This is a genomic window from Alkalibacterium sp. (assembly GCF_046484155.1).
Classification (GTDB): Bacteria; Bacillota; Bacilli; order Lactobacillales; family Carnobacteriaceae_A; genus Alkalibacterium.
On sequence record NZ_JAWOBT010000010.1, the window covers coordinates 1 to 16,261 of the forward strand.

The 16,261-nt window shown below is 42.8% G+C and carries 16 protein-coding genes, 25 tRNA genes, 1 rRNA gene and 1 other annotated feature; of the genes, 2 read left to right on the forward strand and 40 right to left on the reverse strand.

Going from position 1 to position 16,261, the window contains the following annotated elements; all coding sequences use genetic code 11:
• Positions 1 to 641: 641 nt before the first annotated feature.
• From R6U02_RS00810 to R6U02_RS00995, 38 genes are all read right to left on the reverse strand, one after another.
• Positions 642 to 725 (reverse strand) — tRNA-Leu (locus tag R6U02_RS00810).
• A 19-nt stretch (positions 726 to 744) separates the two neighbouring features.
• Positions 745 to 815 (reverse strand) — tRNA-Cys (locus R6U02_RS00815).
• A 23-nt stretch (positions 816 to 838) separates the two neighbouring features.
• A tRNA-Gln gene (locus R6U02_RS00820) sits at positions 839 to 910 on the reverse strand.
• A 6-nt stretch (positions 911 to 916) separates the two neighbouring features.
• Positions 917 to 989, reverse strand: a tRNA-His gene (locus R6U02_RS00825).
• Between the two features lie 68 nt (positions 990 to 1,057).
• A tRNA-Trp gene (locus R6U02_RS00830) sits at positions 1,058 to 1,128 on the reverse strand.
• Between the two features lie 6 nt (positions 1,129 to 1,134).
• Positions 1,135 to 1,215, reverse strand: a tRNA-Tyr gene (locus R6U02_RS00835).
• A 16-nt stretch (positions 1,216 to 1,231) separates the two neighbouring features.
• Positions 1,232 to 1,304 (reverse strand) — tRNA-Phe (locus tag R6U02_RS00840).
• A 20-nt stretch (positions 1,305 to 1,324) separates the two neighbouring features.
• Positions 1,325 to 1,397 (reverse strand) — tRNA-Asp (locus R6U02_RS00845).
• A 60-nt stretch (positions 1,398 to 1,457) separates the two neighbouring features.
• A tRNA-Met gene (locus R6U02_RS00850) sits at positions 1,458 to 1,530 on the reverse strand.
• 94 nt (positions 1,531 to 1,624) lie between these two features.
• Positions 1,625 to 1,714, reverse strand: a tRNA-Ser gene (locus tag R6U02_RS00855).
• 6 nt (positions 1,715 to 1,720) lie between these two features.
• Positions 1,721 to 1,792 (reverse strand) — tRNA-Glu (locus R6U02_RS00860).
• 14 nt (positions 1,793 to 1,806) lie between these two features.
• Positions 1,807 to 1,880, reverse strand: a tRNA-Ile gene (locus tag R6U02_RS00865).
• Between the two features lie 29 nt (positions 1,881 to 1,909).
• Positions 1,910 to 1,980: transfer RNA gene (locus R6U02_RS00870), tRNA-Gly, on the reverse strand.
• A gap of 13 nt (positions 1,981 to 1,993) precedes the next feature.
• A tRNA-Asp gene (locus R6U02_RS00875) sits at positions 1,994 to 2,066 on the reverse strand.
• A gap of 60 nt (positions 2,067 to 2,126) precedes the next feature.
• Positions 2,127 to 2,199, reverse strand: a tRNA-Met gene (locus tag R6U02_RS00880).
• Positions 2,200 to 2,221: 22 nt separating this feature from the next.
• Positions 2,222 to 2,295, reverse strand: a tRNA-Ile gene (locus R6U02_RS00885).
• A gap of 17 nt (positions 2,296 to 2,312) precedes the next feature.
• Positions 2,313 to 2,386: transfer RNA gene (locus R6U02_RS00890), tRNA-Met, on the reverse strand.
• 11 nt (positions 2,387 to 2,397) lie between these two features.
• A tRNA-Pro gene (locus R6U02_RS00895) sits at positions 2,398 to 2,471 on the reverse strand.
• Positions 2,472 to 2,490: 19 nt separating this feature from the next.
• A tRNA-Arg gene (locus tag R6U02_RS00900) sits at positions 2,491 to 2,564 on the reverse strand.
• Between the two features lie 22 nt (positions 2,565 to 2,586).
• Positions 2,587 to 2,672, reverse strand: a tRNA-Leu gene (locus R6U02_RS00905).
• A gap of 34 nt (positions 2,673 to 2,706) precedes the next feature.
• A tRNA-Gly gene (locus R6U02_RS00910) sits at positions 2,707 to 2,778 on the reverse strand.
• Positions 2,779 to 2,785: 7 nt separating this feature from the next.
• Positions 2,786 to 2,858, reverse strand: a tRNA-Thr gene (locus R6U02_RS00915).
• Positions 2,859 to 2,879: 21 nt separating this feature from the next.
• Positions 2,880 to 2,961 (reverse strand) — tRNA-Leu (locus R6U02_RS00920).
• Between the two features lie 32 nt (positions 2,962 to 2,993).
• Positions 2,994 to 3,066: transfer RNA gene (locus R6U02_RS00925), tRNA-Lys, on the reverse strand.
• Positions 3,067 to 3,075: 9 nt separating this feature from the next.
• Positions 3,076 to 3,148: transfer RNA gene (locus tag R6U02_RS00930), tRNA-Val, on the reverse strand.
• 10 nt (positions 3,149 to 3,158) lie between these two features.
• A 5S ribosomal RNA gene (rrf, locus tag R6U02_RS00935) occupies positions 3,159 to 3,274 on the reverse strand.
• A gap of 136 nt (positions 3,275 to 3,410) precedes the next feature.
• A complete protein-coding gene (gene msrA, locus R6U02_RS00940; RefSeq protein WP_410261749.1) occupies positions 3,411 to 3,938 on the reverse strand; it encodes a peptide-methionine (S)-S-oxide reductase MsrA in 528 nt (175 codons plus the stop codon).
• Between the two features lie 31 nt (positions 3,939 to 3,969).
• On the reverse strand, positions 3,970 to 5,250 hold the full coding sequence (gene serS, locus R6U02_RS00945; RefSeq protein ID WP_410261764.1) for a serine--tRNA ligase: 1,281 nt from the start codon (positions 5,248 to 5,250) through the stop codon (positions 3,970 to 3,972).
• A 63-nt stretch (positions 5,251 to 5,313) separates the two neighbouring features.
• Positions 5,314 to 5,536 (reverse strand) — a binding site (T-box leader).
• Positions 5,537 to 5,601: 65 nt separating this feature from the next.
• Positions 5,602 to 6,924, reverse strand: coding sequence for a serine hydrolase (locus tag R6U02_RS00950; protein ID WP_410261750.1), 1,323 nt, complete (start codon positions 6,922 to 6,924; stop codon positions 5,602 to 5,604).
• A gap of 246 nt (positions 6,925 to 7,170) precedes the next feature.
• Positions 7,171 to 7,356 carry a hypothetical protein gene (locus R6U02_RS00955; protein WP_410261751.1) on the reverse strand — a complete coding sequence of 62 codons (186 nt, stop codon included), beginning with the start codon at positions 7,354 to 7,356 and terminating at the stop codon, positions 7,171 to 7,173.
• A 147-nt stretch (positions 7,357 to 7,503) separates the two neighbouring features.
• Complete coding sequence (locus R6U02_RS00960; protein ID WP_410261752.1) at positions 7,504 to 8,625, reverse strand: sensor histidine kinase; 1,122 nt, start codon at positions 8,623 to 8,625, stop codon at positions 7,504 to 7,506.
• 14 nt (positions 8,626 to 8,639) lie between these two features.
• A complete protein-coding gene (locus R6U02_RS00965) occupies positions 8,640 to 9,323 on the reverse strand; it encodes a response regulator transcription factor (protein WP_410261753.1) in 684 nt (227 codons plus the stop codon).
• Between the two features lie 369 nt (positions 9,324 to 9,692).
• Positions 9,693 to 10,025 carry a hypothetical protein gene (locus tag R6U02_RS00970; RefSeq protein WP_410261754.1) on the reverse strand — a complete coding sequence of 111 codons (333 nt, stop codon included), beginning with the start codon at positions 10,023 to 10,025 and terminating at the stop codon, positions 9,693 to 9,695.
• Between the two features lie 121 nt (positions 10,026 to 10,146).
• On the reverse strand, positions 10,147 to 10,731 hold the full coding sequence (locus tag R6U02_RS00975; protein WP_410261755.1) for a class D sortase: 585 nt from the start codon (positions 10,729 to 10,731) through the stop codon (positions 10,147 to 10,149).
• Between the two features lie 229 nt (positions 10,732 to 10,960).
• Complete coding sequence (locus R6U02_RS00980; protein WP_410261756.1) at positions 10,961 to 11,284, reverse strand: thioredoxin family protein; 324 nt, start codon at positions 11,282 to 11,284, stop codon at positions 10,961 to 10,963.
• A gap of 33 nt (positions 11,285 to 11,317) precedes the next feature.
• Positions 11,318 to 11,611 (reverse strand): membrane protein insertion efficiency factor YidD, encoded by a 294-nt coding sequence (yidD, locus tag R6U02_RS00985; protein WP_410261757.1) that lies wholly within the window; start codon positions 11,609 to 11,611, stop codon positions 11,318 to 11,320.
• A 501-nt stretch (positions 11,612 to 12,112) separates the two neighbouring features.
• Positions 12,113 to 12,337: a DUF2922 domain-containing protein gene (locus R6U02_RS00990; protein ID WP_410261758.1), complete on the reverse strand. Its 225-nt coding sequence runs from the start codon at positions 12,335 to 12,337 to the stop codon at positions 12,113 to 12,115.
• Between the two features lie 35 nt (positions 12,338 to 12,372).
• On the reverse strand, positions 12,373 to 12,579 hold the full coding sequence (locus R6U02_RS00995) for a hypothetical protein (protein WP_410261759.1): 207 nt from the start codon (positions 12,577 to 12,579) through the stop codon (positions 12,373 to 12,375).
• Between the two features lie 370 nt (positions 12,580 to 12,949).
• On the opposite strand from R6U02_RS00995, the gene R6U02_RS01000 reads away from it, so the two are divergent.
• Positions 12,950 to 14,401 (forward strand): amino acid ABC transporter substrate-binding protein/permease, encoded by a 1,452-nt coding sequence (locus R6U02_RS01000; protein WP_410261760.1) that lies wholly within the window; start codon positions 12,950 to 12,952, stop codon positions 14,399 to 14,401.
• Positions 14,394 to 15,122, forward strand: a complete 729-nt coding sequence (locus R6U02_RS01005) for an amino acid ABC transporter ATP-binding protein (RefSeq protein ID WP_410261761.1) — start codon at positions 14,394 to 14,396, stop codon at positions 15,120 to 15,122. Before R6U02_RS01000 ends, R6U02_RS01005 begins: the two co-directional genes overlap by 8 nt.
• 39 nt (positions 15,123 to 15,161) lie before the next feature.
• Here the strand turns inward: R6U02_RS01005 and R6U02_RS01010 are convergent, their stop codons facing one another.
• Positions 15,162 to 15,602 (reverse strand): VOC family protein, encoded by a 441-nt coding sequence (locus tag R6U02_RS01010; protein ID WP_410261762.1) that lies wholly within the window; start codon positions 15,600 to 15,602, stop codon positions 15,162 to 15,164.
• Complete coding sequence (locus R6U02_RS01015; protein WP_410261763.1) at positions 15,599 to 16,180, reverse strand: DNA-3-methyladenine glycosylase I; 582 nt, start codon at positions 16,178 to 16,180, stop codon at positions 15,599 to 15,601. Before R6U02_RS01015 ends, R6U02_RS01010 begins: the two co-directional genes overlap by 4 nt.
• Between the last annotated feature and the right edge of the window lie 81 nt (positions 16,181 to 16,261).

A 16,261-nucleotide genomic window follows, 5' to 3' on the forward strand; every position in this document is an offset into this window, starting at 1 on the left:
GTCAATGGACAGCACCATTAAATCGGCGACACCCATGTCGATCTCGACATGACGCTGCACCTGTCCCAAGCAGACTTAGTTTTCGTCTGCCACAACGAAAACGCCCTTACCCATTATTTCGACATCGAAAAGTGTAAGCATTGTCAAATCAGCGAGGGCTGTTATAAAGTCGGAGCTAAAAGTAAAACCCAGAGTGTCCGTATACTTCGCGATTTAGACAGCCCGCAATATAATTTCCAGAATAGAGAATATTTTAAACAAAAATCAAAACAGCGTTATAAAATCAAGAGCAAAAATAGTGAATTAAAGCGTAGATCCGGTTAGGGCATAATGTCATCTCCGGATCTATTTGGCATGGATATGCAAGCAGCTATCACAGCACTTGCGGCGAACCCGAAACGGGTTATGGCGCTTATCAGCAAAAAAATAAAAAGGCGGGTATACCGGATCATTCACTATGTGAATTTCCAATATACCCGCCTTTTATTTTATTCTAGTATAATATAGGATCTTTCATCTCAATTAAATTATTGTTCTTCAGCAACCTCGTTGAAACCGAGGGTCTTCCAGCTAACACCTTTATAAAAAAAACTCGCAACCTCCAAATGAATAGAGTTTGCGAGATAACCATGTAAGTTTAATACCGGCGGCCGGAATCGAACCGGCACGCCCTAACGGGCACTGGATTTTGAGTCCAGCGCGTCTACCAATTCCGCCACGCCGGCTAAATAATTTTTAAAGATAAGGCGGTAACCGGATTTGAACCGGTGATGAAGGTTTTGCAGACCTCTGCCTTACCACTTGGCTATACCGCCATATTAGTATTACTGTTATTAAACTGGGCTACTAGGATTCGAACCTAGGAATGACGGGATCAAAACCCGCTGCCTTACCGCTTGGCGATAGCCCAATTAAGGGCGACTGATGGGAATCGAACCCACGAATGCCGAGACCACAACCCGGTGCGTTAACCACTTCGCCACAATCGCCATATTACCATTTCCAATAAACAGTGTACCATAAAAACCATAAGTATTCATCTAACAATTTACTGAAACAGGGGTAGTAGGAATCGAACCCACATCGATGGTTTTGGAGACCATTGTTTTACCGTTAAACTATACCCCTATTTAATGGAGGGAGTAGGATTTGAACCTACGAACCCGAAGGAACGGATTTACAGTCCGCTGCGTTTGACCACTTCGCTATCCCTCCAACATATTAAGTTAAATGGCGCAGGACAGAGTCGAACTGCCGACACACGGAGCTTCAATCCGTTGCTCTACCAACTGAGCTACTGCGCCAATGAAATAATCAATTTTAACGGTCCCGACGGGATTTGAACCCGCGATCTCCTGCGTGACAGGCAGGCGTGATAACCGCTACACTACGGGACCATTGTAAAATCTTCATAGGATACTTTATGGACTGTCGTCCAAACGTACCGTATTTGTAAATTGCGGAGGCAGGACTTGAACCTGCGACCTCCGGGTTATGAGCCCGACGAGCTGCCAACTGCTCTACTCCGCGATAATGTATAATGAAGTCATTATACGAAACACTCTAAGCTTTCGCTCAAGTGTACCGTGGTTGTAAACTGCTGAAGCAATAACAACCACGGGAAAGGAGGATGTGGGATTCGAACCCACGCGCGTTTTGACACGCCTGACGGTTTTCAAGACCGTTCCCTTAAGCCGGACTTGGGTAATCCTCCATATCATGACCCCTACGGGATTTGAACCCGTGATTCCGCCGTGAAAGGGCGGTGTCTTAACCACTTGACCAAGGGGCCTTCATTTATTTCTATGGGCCTAAGTGGACTCGAACCACCGACCTCACGCTTATCAGGCGTGCGCTCTAACCAGCTGAGCTATAGGCCCTAAATGAATTTTTCATACAATCAGTATAAAGCGGGTGAGGAGAATCGAACTCCCGACGTCAGCTTGGAAGGCTGGGGTTTTACCACTAAACTACACCCGCATATCTTTCTTAACGGTCCCGACGGGATTTGAACCCGCGATCTCCTGCGTGACAGGCAGGCGTGATAACCGCTACACTACGGGACCATTGCAAAATCTTCATAGGATACTTTATGGACTACCGTCCAAACGTACCGTATTTGTAAATTGCGGAGGCAGGACTTGAACCTGCGACCTCCGGGTTATGAGCCCGACGAGCTGCCAACTGCTCTACTCCGCGATAATGATATAAGTGATTAATATGGACCTTGCAGGACTCGAACCTGCGACCGAACGGTTATGAGCCGTTTGCTCTAACCAACTGAGCTAAAGGTCCGTTAATCAGATTTTTTATAGCGGCGGAGGGAGTCGAACCCACGACCTCACGGGTATGAACCGTACGCTCTAGCCAGCTGAGCTACACCGCCATTTTAACAAATCGGGAAGACAGGATTCGAACCTGCGACCCCCTGGTCCCAAACCAGGTGCTCTACCAAGCTGAGCTACTTCCCGTATTCTTTATTATATTACATGCACCCTAGAGGACTTGAACCTCTAACCGCCTGATTCGTAGTCAGGTACTCTATCCAATTGAGCTAAGGGTGCTCCATCTAAATAATACAGATAATGCCGAGGGCCGGAGTCGAACCGGCACGAAGAAAACTCTCCGCAGGATTTTAAGTCCTGTGCGTCTACCAATTCCGCCACCCCGGCATGGGATACCATTGATAATCAATGAGAATTGACAAGCGAAAGACGGGATTCGAACCCGCGACCCCCACCTTGGCAAGGTGATGTTCTACCACTGAACTACTTTCGCAAGAAAATGCCGGCTAAAGGAATCGAACCCTCGACCCACTGATTACAAATCAGTTGCTCTACCAACTGAGCTAAGCCGGCCAAATCAAAATAATGGTGCAATGCGGATGGAGGGACTTGAACCCCCACGCCGTGAAGCGCTAGATCCTAAATCTAGTGCGTCTGCCAATTCCGCCACATCCGCATATAATATATAAAGAAAATCCTTTATATATATGAGCCGTGCTGGGCTCGAACCAGCGACCCTCTGATTAAAAGTCAGATGCTCTACCAACTGAGCTAACGGCTCTAATGACTATGGAGGTTAACGGGCTCGAACCGCTGACCCTCTGCTTGTAAGGCAGATGCTCTCCCAACTGAGCTAAACCTCCAAAATATACTGCATAGCAATGTCCTGCTTTCACAAAGGGAAACCCTTCACTATCCTCGGCGCTGAGAAGCTTAACGGCTGTGTTCGAAATGGGAACAGGTGGATCCTTCTCGCCATAATCACTATACAATATAACTATAAAACGTTGAAATAGTTTCTGTAGCAACTCTTATATCATACAAAGAAATCGCCTCTTTGTCAACTGTTTTTTTTATTTTCTCCAAAACAAATGACAAAGAAGGCTATTTTCCTTTGCTACTGCATTAATTTTCCCAATTTTTTTCGATAAAGCGAGCCCTTCCGGATCCGACACTATATCGTTTGTAATGAGCCGACTCTTTCTTATAATAGTCCTGATGATACTCTTCGGCAGGATAAAAAGGTTTGGCCTTTTCAATCTGCGTGACAATAGGTTCACTAAATTTACCGCTTTGTTCCAATTCTCTTTTCGATTCTTCAGCCACTTGTTTTTGATGCTCGTCCTGATAAAAAATAACTGGTCTGTAGGAATCGCCGCGGTCTGCAAATTGGCCTCCTGCGTCGGTTGGATCTGTCTGTCTCCAGTAAATTTCGACGAGATCTTTGTATGAAATCTTATCCGGATCATAAACGATCTCGACGGCTTCTGTATGCCCCGTTTTACCGGAAGTCACTTTTCGGTAAGTGGGGTTCTCTACATGACCTCCTGTATACCCGGAAGTAATCGAAATAATCCCTGGTAATGAATCAAACGGTTGAACCATACACCAGAAACAACCACCTGCAAATATTGCTCTCTGTTCATTAACCATATTCATTCTCCTTTATTTTATGTTCCTTGATTTAAGCCCGACGAATTTCTTTGACTCCACCCATATAAGGAACCAGGATTTCTGGTATTTTGATGCTGCCATCTTTTTGTTGATAGTTTTCCATGATTGCCGCAACTGTTCGACCGACAGCTAATCCCGAACCATTGAGGGTGTGTACATAGTCTATTTTACCATCTGATTCTTTTCTATATCTAATCATAGCTCTTCTGGCTTGAAAATCTTCTGTATTGGAACACGAACTTATCTCTCTGTACGTATTTTGAGCGGGGATCCAAACTTCCAAATCATACGTTTTGGCTGCTGCGAATCCGGTGTCTCCCGTTGACAGAAGAACAACACGATAGGGTAAACCTAGTTTTCGCAGGATGTCCTCGGCATTATCGGTCATTTTTTCCAGCTCGGCGTATGAGTCTTCCGGCTTGGCAAACTTCACCATTTCCACTTTATTAAATTGATGCAAACGAATCAATCCGCGTGTATCTCTACCGGCGCTTCCTGCTTCAGAACGGAAGGATGGAGAAAGCGCTGTAAAGTATTTGGGCAAATCCTTTTCTTCTAAAATTTCATTTTGATAAAAGTTTGTCAAAGGCACTTCTGCCGTTGGGATTAAAGTTAAGGGCTGATTTTTGATTTGGAACACGTCATCTTTGAATTTAGGAAATTGGCCTGTACCATAAAGCGCATCATCGTTAGCTAAATAGGGAGGGATGATTTCCTCATAATCATGTTCAGTCACATGCAAGTCCAGCATAAAGTTGTACAGAGCTCTCTCTAAGCGCGCTCCCAGTCCTCTGTAAAACAGGAAACGGCTGCGGGCTACTTTGGCTCCACGTTCAAAATCCAGAATACCCAGTGCAGTCCCTAAATCCCAGTGGGGCTGTGGTTCAAAGTCAAACTCGGTTGGTTCTCCCCATTTGCGTACTTCTATATTAGACTCTTCATCTGCACCTACCGGAATAGAGTGATGCGGTAAGTTCGGAAGACCTGCCGCCACGGCATGCAATTGCGCTTCTAACTGTTCCAAGTCAGCATCGATCGCTTTGATATCTGCGCCGACCTTTTTCATTGCAGCTATCGTGTCATCTGCATCCTCCTTGTTTCGTTTCTTTTCGGCAATTTCAGCAGAGACATCGTTACGGTGTTGTTTTAGCTGTTCTGATTTTTGAAGGAGCTCTCTTCTTTTTTCATCCAAGGCTTTGAGTTGATCTACTTCTTCAGCAGCTACTCCACGCGTTTCCAGTCTTTCTTTCGTTGCTTCAAAATCATTACGAATGCGTTTGATATCTATCATGATTTCTCCTTCTTTCCTCATTTTATTTTAGCAGGTATAAAAAAAGCAGCCTTTTATCCCAAAGTAAGGGACGAAAGGACTGCTTCTCGCGGTACCACCCTGATTCAAAAAGACACCGTAGTTGTCTTTTTACGCTCTCAGGGATAACGGTCCGCGCCGAAATAATTTAGGCTTTTTGCTTCATTATTTAAACTCAAACGATGGATTCGAGAATAAACAAGATCAGTTTCCACCATCCACTGACTCTCTAGACTTGTTTGATTCTGTACTGGTTCGCTGTTCTTTTACTCATTTATCTGTGCCTTTATTCTACCTTACTTCATTCTCCAACGTCAACACTTAACGCGTAGATCAGAAGCGATCGCCGAGTTTGCTAAAGAAGTCTTTGACCAAGTTAGAAAATACGGTAAAGAAGCCTGCCCGTTCGACAGAGTCGGCTGCAGCCACTTGCACAATCCGGTCGGACTCTCCTTCAAGATACTCGACATCATCTTGATTGTCTAAAATCAGTTCACCAAGGATATCTCCTTCTGCAACAGGCGCTTCTATTTCACCATCCTGATTCAGCAGTTCTTCATTGGGTTGGAAAGTATAACTGGCCTTCTCATCTTGATCGGAGACAGGAACGTAATATGAGAGACTCTCCACTGTCTTCAACGAGGTATTTTCTGCCACTCCATTTTTAACAGCTAACGGGTGGACGTTTTGAAGTACAACATCCCCCTCGATTAACGTCTTGTACGTCCATTCCTCAAATCCATGATCAAACAATTTAGCCGTTTCATCAAAGCGTAAACCCCGGTCTGTCATGCCATCCCCTGCGCCCATAACAACTGAGATCAACCGGTGCCCTTCAGATTCGGCTGTACCCGTGAAGGTAGCCCCGGCATACTCGGTCGTACCCGTCTTGAGTCCATCAACGTCCATACGTTCATGAGATAAGCCTTCCAGCATCCAGTTCCAGTTCATCATTAAAATGGCATCAGAGGTCCCTTCTCTAAATGTTTTAGTCGGTATATTTGACGTTTCAAGCACTTGCGGGTAGTCTTTGATCAAGTTTTTCGCTACTTTAGCAATGTTTTTGGCAGACATCGCATTTTCCGCGTCTGCTTCACTGCCCGGATAATGATTACCGTTCAAGTAACTGTTGTTCAAGCCGGTGGTGTTATATAGTTCGTATTCATCCACTCCCCACTCTTCAACCAACGAACGCATACGATCAACAAAAGCCGATTCTGACCCTTCCATTTTTTCGGCCAAAGCTATAGTTGCACCGTTCGCAGAGTAAATAGCCAGTGCTTCATAGAGTTCCTTAACTGTGTAGGTGCCATTTAATTGTAACGGGACATTAGAAAGAGCATAGTCTTGACTAATGGCATAAGCATAGTCGCTAATATTTACTTCTGTATCCCACGATATATTCCCTGCTTCTATTTCTTCAAACAAGATATATTCAACCATCATCTTGGTCATCGACGCGATGCCTCGGTAGGCTTCAGCATTTTGCTCATGTAAAATCTGGCCTGTCTCAAAATCAATTAAGAGTGAACTTTCTGCTTCGATGTCTATGGACGGTTCTTCCGCAAATACAGCTGTTCCGGCCAATAGAATGGGTAAGGTTATACTTGCTGTCAAACTTGCTTTTAGTGTTTTAAGGTTACCTGTGTTTTTCATTTTTTATTAACTCCTATGTCAGATTCATTCTCTTGTTTATCAGTGAATATGATTGAAACTCAATTTCAATTCAACATGTCTTATAGTACCCTTTCACTATTAAAAAAACAACCTCCTTCGTTGAGTTTTCACATTTATGACACGCCCTTAGGTCCGACATAGATGTTGCTTAGACAAAAAACAAAGCACGAAGAGATATAGGGCCCCCTCTTCGTGCTTTGACTGTCTTGTTCCTAATGCATAATGCTAATTCGATGTATCCTCGTCACCTGTTTCCAGTTTCCTATTTGCAATATCCTCCAGATCAGCTTCCTCCTTTTCACTGATTTCTCCATTCGCTCTTGAGCTCTTGAATTGTCTGATCAGGTCTTCCACTTCTTCTGTATCCGCATTTATAATTCTATTCCTAAAAACGTCGAAAATATCACTCATACTAAACTCCTCCTTTTTCACTATAACTCTTTATATCTTCACCCTAAAAGAATCACTTCTGTTTTTCAACTGATAGGTCTCATTATATTTAAGAATTAAATTCATCTAAAAAAGCGAAGCAGGTCTCGCCTGCTTCGCTTTTTTAGTTCAGTCATTTTTCAGCGGTAACACAACGTCAAATACAGTCCAGCCATTATCCACACGGGCTGTAATCGTTCCTTTATGTAGTTCCACTATGCTCTGAGCTATAGCTAGTCCTAAACCGGTCCCCGCAGTTTCTTGCGAACGGGAGGTTTCCGCTCTGTAAAAACGTTCAAATAATTGTTCAATCGCTTCTTTTGGTAATGTTTTCCCGTTATTTTTAATTGAAATAAAAACATTTTTTTCTCCTTGTTTAGCCTCGATGAGAACTAAAGAGCCGCCTTCGCCGTATTTCAAAGCATTGGACAACAAGTTATGAAAGACACGCACAATTTTCTCCGTATCCGCCCGCATCATGATTTGCTTGTGAGAAGACGAAATCTGAATCTCCCGCTCTTTTTTCTGAGCTTCCAGCTCAAAATCGATCGCAACTTGCTCAAGCAATTGAACCATGTCGAAAGAGACATAGTCGAGCGGAACGGTTGTTTGTCTTACTGTCGTGTATTCAAACAGGTCATCCACGAGAACTTTCATCTGTTTCGCTTTCTTATAAGCTGTATGGACATATTTCTTGGCTTCCTCTTCTGAACCGTAACGATCTTCTTCTATTAAACCAAGGTATCCAATAATAGAGGTCAAAGGTGTCCGGATATCATGACTGACATTCGTTATCAGTTCATCCTTGCTTTGTTCGATCCGCCGTTCTTCTTCCATCGCTTCAACGGTGGAATCGACAAGTACATGAATGCTTTCAACCACTTTGCCTATGTCTCCGCTGTAAGACCCTCGAATACGATGGTCATAATTTCCTTTCGCTATATAATGCAGTTCTTTGATAATATGTTTCAATTCATATTGACGGTAACGTCTTTTTAACCGCCAGTAAATCGCAACGCCGGCTACGATGATCAGAAATAGAAACACCAGCGGCGTAAGTCCCCATATTTCTTGATTGCCGATATCTTCAACAACATTACCGAAAAACCAAAATTCATTGAACACGTCTTGAAACGTGATAACGACCCAACGAAATATTTCATAAATAGCAAAATAACAGAGGAAGATGATTCCAGCTGTAACGACTGCTTCAAACGCTAACCGCCAACGTTCCATTCGGGTCAAGTGCATGGTGGACCTCCTCACTAACTTTCTATTTTATAGCCGACGCCCCAAACTGTTTTTACAATACTTTCTCCGTCAGTCGCTTTTTCGATCTTATCGCGTAAATGACTGACATGGACCATCACCGTTTTTGCCGGTACCAGACTTTCTTGTTTCCAGACTTTCTCGAAAATATCGTCCGCACTAAATACCCGGTTAGGGTTGGTTGCCAGCAAATACAAAATTCCAAATTCCAAAGCCGTCAACTGAATATCTACCCCATCCAGCGTTTCTACTTGATGCTGGTCTTTTCTGATAATCAACGGACCGATTTCCAATTCCCCAGAGTCACTTTGATTCGTCCCGTAGCTACTTCTTCTGATTAGAGACTTCACTCGGGCCAGCACTTCCAGCGGATTGAACGGTTTGACCACATAATCATCGGCACCATTGGTCAAGCCTCTGATCTTATCGATGTCTGCCGTTTTGGCACTCAACATCAGTATCGGCAATGAAGATGTTTTTCTGATTTCTTTTACTACTTCCAAGCCACTCTTTTTAGGCATCATGACATCAAGGATCAGACAGTCAATTTCCAATCGCTCTAACTTATCAATGACCTCTTGGCCATCATAGGCTTTTTCTACTTCGTAGCCTTCGTTCTTTATATATATTTCCAGCAAATCACAAATTTCCTTATCATCATCTGCAACCAGTATGCGCATCTTGAATCCCCTCCTCAACCTCTTCGCTTCCATCTTATCATGTAAAAGGGTCCAGAATACTAAAGTTTTCATAAAGAAAAAGAGCTCGGAACAAAGATCCTGACCTCCTCGGCTTTTACAAAAGGCTTAGCTTAAACCTGCTCCAAAAGGCAGATTCGGCATCAGGTGTATGAGCGTTACCTGTCCAGTGCGCTTTCCATTCAATCAGACTACCTGCTCATTAAACTCGCTTTCATTTCCTTGCTTATTTTCTCCAAGGCCTATCTGATACGGAATTCTGGGTATGTTTTCTTTTTCATCCAATAAATATTGCTACACTAAGTCCAGACACATTCCCCAGTCATGTTCCCTACTGATAGAATTACTGCTTTAGTTTTCCTGATTGTTTTTTGGTGACTTTATCATTTTTTTATCTAAATAATAGACGTAAGCTCCCACCGCAAATTTCCCCTTGGAAAGGATCTCTTCTTGCTCACGGTCCGACATCACTATCTTTTGGTCGACTTCTCTTCTATCACCGCTTAAATCCTCTTCAACTATTCTTATTCGTTTATCTTCAAATAAATACACAAACGTTTTAGCTTCTTCTTTTATATGGTGAGGCCGCTTGAAACCTAAGGTGAGGATACTCAAGATGAAATCTTTGACGATCAGTTTGGGCACCCGGTAACCTTGAGCGACGTAGCTCTTCTTATTCATCATCAATCAGCCTTCTTTCTTTGCTTGATTTCTTTGTCCTTAACTCTCTATTAAAAACGAAAAGACTGGCACTATAAGAAAAACCCAATCCGAATAAAGAATTGGGTTTTTCAGTTGCATCTGATCACTCTAAGACCGGATAGGCGTAAAAAACGAACCGTTCTGGCGCATTGCCTAAATAGGAGAAAGGGTAACACGTTGATACAACTAGCACTTCTTCACCCATTTTGCCGACAACCGAGGTGTCGTCTGCATCCACTATCTCCGTTTCCCTTATCTCGTACGTATGGTCCCCATAAGGCATTTCCACGATAAAGGTATCACCCAGTTCTAACTCTGCGAAATTTTTAAAGACGGTATCTCGATGTCCGGATAAAATGATTTGTTCGCCTTGGCCTGGAAAAACGGTACTCGACATGTGTCCGACTCCTTTATCCAAGGCATCGGGATCTGTTCCTTCTACAATCCCGATGCTTCTATCCAGTTTCGGCACATGTAATAGACCAAACGCTTCGTGGGCAGCTGGAATAAATTGCGGGATCTCCCCGTCGAGAGTTGCCGTATCATTCTCTTGACGCAAGTTTTCAAGAGCACTTTCCGCTTCTTCTATCGTCACGGACTGCATCTGTTCTTGTTGATACACTGAATAGCCGAACCAGCTCAGCAATACCAGTCCCACTACAATAAATAGATTGGCTAATCCTTTCATTACTAACACTCCCAATACCGATAAATTGAAAAGTGAAGCGAATGGACTCTTCTCTTTTCTCTGTGAGTCTATCTTACCTTATTTCCCTTTGCGAATAAAGTGTATACTTAGTCTAAATAGCCCCTCGGTAAAATCATTTTGCTAGACTGTCTGTTTGAAGAATCGGCACACCTGACGAGGTGTTTCTTCTATTGTATTCCGGATGACAAGTACTAAAAAGCTGGGGCACTCATTTGAGCACCTCAGCTTTTTTTATGACCTGTTCAATTTTAGATAGAGAATGCACACCGATCAGTTTAGCTATGACGCTCCCTTTATAAAACAAGAGAGTCGTCGGAGTAGACTGGATCCCAAAAGCCTCTGTCCAATCTAAGTGTTTAAGACTATTGATTTCACTCAACACGACTCTTTCCTTATATTTCTCTTCTAGTTGCTCCAGGACCCGTGACTGCACTTTACACGGTCCACAAAAATCGGACCGGAAATGAAGAAAAACAAGATTTGGTGAACCGATAACATCCAAAAAGTTGTTCTCAGTTAACGTGACTCTCATCGGTGGTCCTTTCATCGTCCTCTTTTTTATTGATCACTCTTCTTTTTTCTTGACTGTAACGCCTGAGCCTAGATACACTTCGTTTTCACCATCAGGATTTCTTTTCAGCGTGAAATGATCAGGCACTTTATCAACGCCACCTTTGAAAAACGGATTACATCTCAGGATTCGTGAGACCCCCATAATAAAGCCTTTGAAAGCACCGTGTTTCTCTAAAGCATCGACAGTATAATGCGAGCATGTTGGATAGTAGCGACAACTTGGCGGGAACAAAGGGGAAATGAGTTTCTGATATAATTTAACTAGTGCTAAAAGAAATGTTTTCACGTTGTAGTCTCCTTTACTTTCTTTACATAGGCATTATAGCAAAAAAACTTACTTTTTCAAAGTGCCGCTGATTCTAGCTAACTCATTGGAAAGCGTCAAAACCAGTTCAGTTACCATGTTTGGTCGTTTGCAGCAAGAATTTAAACGCTACTTACCGAAGTTGAGCCTCCTTCGACACTTTGAATTTAAATATATGCTTGAAACGACCGAACGAAGCCGTGTTCGACTATTAGCGGGTGCCTCTCTTTTACTACTGGCCGAATGAGCATGAAGTTCGGTAAGTAGCAGGAAAATCACACTTTCAACATGATGAACTTGGTAAACTTCGACACTTAGAAAAAGCGATCCATTGTCTACTTACCGAAGTCTCCTTGCATACGACCTCTTCTTTCGAATTGCCTCGAACAAGGATCGGCAGCTTAGTCGACCTCCACTCGCCTGCTTTAAGTTTTCAATTCAGAAAAAAACCGCCTCATCAATAGAGGCGGCTCTTGTAAATTATTACGCTTCTTCGATGATATCTTCCACTGTACGTGTGACATAACGGGCATCTTTAATTTTTGTGAACAGCTTGATGCCTTCGTCCTCAAACATATCCTGAGTGATGATTTGCTCCATAGCTGACTGAACGACTAACGGATCTAAGTTTTCGGCAGGTTGATCGATACCGATCACCTTTGTTTTGCCCTCGCCTGTTTCAAAACGTAATTCTAAACGTTTAACCATTTCTTTTCCTCCTCTTCATTATTAGTTAAGTGCTCTTATAAAAATGTGTAACGGTATTCTTCAACCACTGCTGCATATGATACAGGCAAAGCATTCACTGTACTTAAAGCTTGTGTAAAAGCAGTCACTTGTTCATCTGTTACCCCTTGCAAAGCGCCATTAAAGCGACGGCGGATATGTTTTTCGTTTTCTACATCTTCTAAAATGATATCTACTTTACTTCCATCCCATTCTTTTTGCATATCTTTTTCCTCCTCTGTTTTTTTGTAAGGTGATCACTGCTTACACTTCCAATAACGAAAGGAAAATGGAAAGTGTTACCCTGTGATTAAATTTTTAGATAAATTTCTCTTAGCTTACTATGCACATTTGTTCCTATCAAACTGATTCGATTTCCCCAAAAGCATTGATATAAAGCCATAAACACCTTGTTTCAATATGATGGTTCCTTTTGTTATACTCGATTAAAAAAAGAGATTAATGCAAAAAACCATATAAGTTAGCGCTTTCTAAGTTTAAACTTTTTTGTTTTTCATTTGTTTTTCATGTGGTTATAATATAAAATTATAATTAGTTGTTTTTTATGCTTACTATTTCGAGAGGAGAAAGAAGATGAAATTGAAAAAGAAACCTGTTTTTATAGTCAGCATTACCTTTACGCTGATGCTATTATTAAGCTCTTTAAGTCTAGTTAAACCCGTCGAGGCTCAGGAAGATCCTTATATCATTGCCACCGACGTGACCTTCGCTCCATTCGAATACCAGAATGAGGATGATGAGTATGTCGGCATCGATATCGATCTACTTGCCGCTATTGCTGAAGATCAGGGGTTTGACTATGAACTGAGACCGATGAACTTCAGCGCGGGTCTGCAGGCTCTGGAATCGAATCAGGTGGATGGCATGATCGCCGCCATGAGTATTACCCCTGAACGAGAAGAATCCTTCGACTTTTCTGAACCTTATATTGATGCCGGTCCCGTCCTGGCTGTCCAGGCAGATAACGATGAGATTTCATCTTACGCTGATTTAGACGGCAAAAACTTAGCTGTTAAAGTAGGAACGACAGGTGCACAGTTCGCTGAGGAACTCGCACAAGAGTACGATGTCACGATCAATCAGTTCGAAGATTCGGCTAATATGTATGAAGATGTCGTAGCTGGACACTCTGACGCAGCCGTGGAAGATTATCCTGTCATGGCTTATGCGATTCAACAAGGCTTACCCTTGAAACTGCCAACTGAACCAGAAGCAGGCTACCCTGTTGGTTTCGCAGTTAACGGCGGACAAAATCAGGAATTACTGGTAATGTTCAATGCCGGTTTAGCGAATGTTATAGAGGATGGCACGTACGACGAGATCTTAGATACCTATCTCATCAGTGCCGAAGATGCAACAGTTGCTGAAAGTGCCGGGTTCTTCTCGCTACTGTCAAACAACTTTGGTGCATTGATGGCTGGGCTTGGACGCACACTGGCTCTTACGCTTGTTGCTTTTGGTATTTCTCTTGTAGCCGGAACGATCATTGGATTGTTCAGTGCCACTAAAAACAAAGCACTTAATCTGATCGCCAATATTTATGTCACTGTATTACGCGGTATTCCTCTTATCGTTTTGGCTTTCTTTATGTATTTTTCCGTGCCACAATTATTTAATATTCAACTTTCCGCTTTTGCTGCAGGAATCATCACCTTAAGCCTGAATACGACCGCTTATATCGCGGAACAAGTGCGAGGCGGGATCGCTGCTGTACCGATTGGTCAACTGGAAGCTTCGCGAAGCCTCGGTTTGCCGTACAGACAATCCATGCAGAAAGTCGTTTTACCACAAGCGATCAAAATAATGATCCCTTCATTGATTAATCAGTTTGTCATTACACTTAAAGATACATCTATTCTGTCCGTCATTGGTATCGTTGAATTAACCCAGTCGGGTCGTATCATTATCGCCCGTTCGTACCAGTCGGGAGCAATGTGGATCATCGTTGGTTTGATTTATCTTATTATCATTACGATATTAACTAAACTTTCTAACCAAATTGAAAGGAGTCTGGCGAATGACTAAATTAAAAACTGAAAATCTGCATAAAAGTTTCGGAGATCTTGAAGTACTGAAAGGATTAGATCTGGAAGTCCAGGAGGGAGAAGTCGTTGTTATTATCGGCCCCTCAGGATCCGGGAAAAGCACCTATTTAAGATGTATGAATTTACTGGAAGATGTCAATGAAGGGAAGGTTATCGTGGATGACCATGATTTGACTGACGCCAAGCAAAATATCAATAAAATAAGAGAGAACATCGGCATGGTCTTTCAAGAATTCAACTTGTTTCCACACCTTACAGTCATGGAAAACATTCTACTGGCGCCCAAAGAGTTAAAAAACCTGTCAAAAAAAGAAGGTAGAGAACTCGGCATGTCATTGCTGGAAAGTGTTGGAATGTCAGACAAAGCGGATGCCTATCCCAATTCGTTATCTGGTGGACAAAAACAACGGGCAGCGATTGCGCGTGCCTTAGCTATGGATCCGGATATCATGTTGTTTGACGAACCAACAAGTGCGTTAGACCCGGAAATGGTGGGAGATGTCCTGGAGGTCATGCAGAAATTAGCGAGCCAGGGTATGACCATGGTCGTCGTTACACACGAAATGGGCTTCGCCAGGGAAGTTGCTGACCGTGTCGTCTTTATGGATGACGGTCATATCGTGGAAGTCGGACCGCCTTCGCAACTTTTCAATCAGCCTCAACAGGAACGAACGAAAAACTTCTTAGATAAGATCTTATAAACAAGTAAACCCTTCAAGCTTGTGCTTGAAGGGTTCTTTTTATTCACTTTCGATGATCAACATGTTCCGATCATCAAATTGCCAATCATCCGAATAAGCAAGTTCCCAGTAGTAGCCGTCTAAGTCTCTGAAATAGCCGCTGTAGCCTCCCCAGAAAACCGTTTGAGGTTGCTTGACCACTTCGCCCCCTGCCTCTTCAACTAATCTCATTGTGGCATCAACGTCTTTTTCAGTCTTCATATTGCAGGCAAACGTGATCCCAGAAAATCCTCCAACGGAAAGCACCGGTGGATCGTCTGGATCGATATCTGTTTGCAACTCCGATATGGGATACAGTTCCAACTTGCTTCCTTCATTATCAAAGAAGACGATTGGCGGACTTTCACTTGTTTCAGGTGTTTGAAAACCAATCGCTTTGTAAAAAGCTAAAGCCCGAGACATATCTTTTACTCCTATGCACACTAAGTTCAGACGATTCATTGCGTTCCCTCCTCATTTTTTATTTCCTGGTAGCAAAAACAGTCAGTGACGTGGTCATTGACCATCCCGCTGGACTGCATGAATGCATAACATATCGTTGGACCAACAAATTTAAAGCCAGCTTTTTTGAGCTGTTTACTCATCGATCGACTGCTCTCTGTCTGAGACGGAATATCTTCTATACTATCCCAACTATTTTGAATAGGTTCGCCCTCTACAAATTCCCACACGTAATCAGAAAACGACTGATTACCTTCCACGATTTTCAAAAAAGCCTGCGCATTCGTCACTACCGATCGTATCTTCAATTTATTCCGAATGATTTTTTCATTATTCAACAAAGCCTCAATTTTATCATCATCATACTGGCTGATGAGCTCGGGATCAAACTGATCAAACGCCTCCCGGTAGCCTTCTCTTTTTTTCAATACCGTTAGCCAACTCAACCCTGCCTGGGCACCTTCTAAGCATAACAGTTCAAACAATTTCTGATCGTCATATAAGGGCCGTCCCCACTCTTTATCATGGTAGTGAATATAAACGGCATCTTCGGTTACCCAACCGCATCTTTTCTTCATTTTCCATTCCCCTTCTTTTACTCTATTGTATTGAATCTCCATGTGAACTATACCGGAACTGAATTACCGGACTTCTGGGAA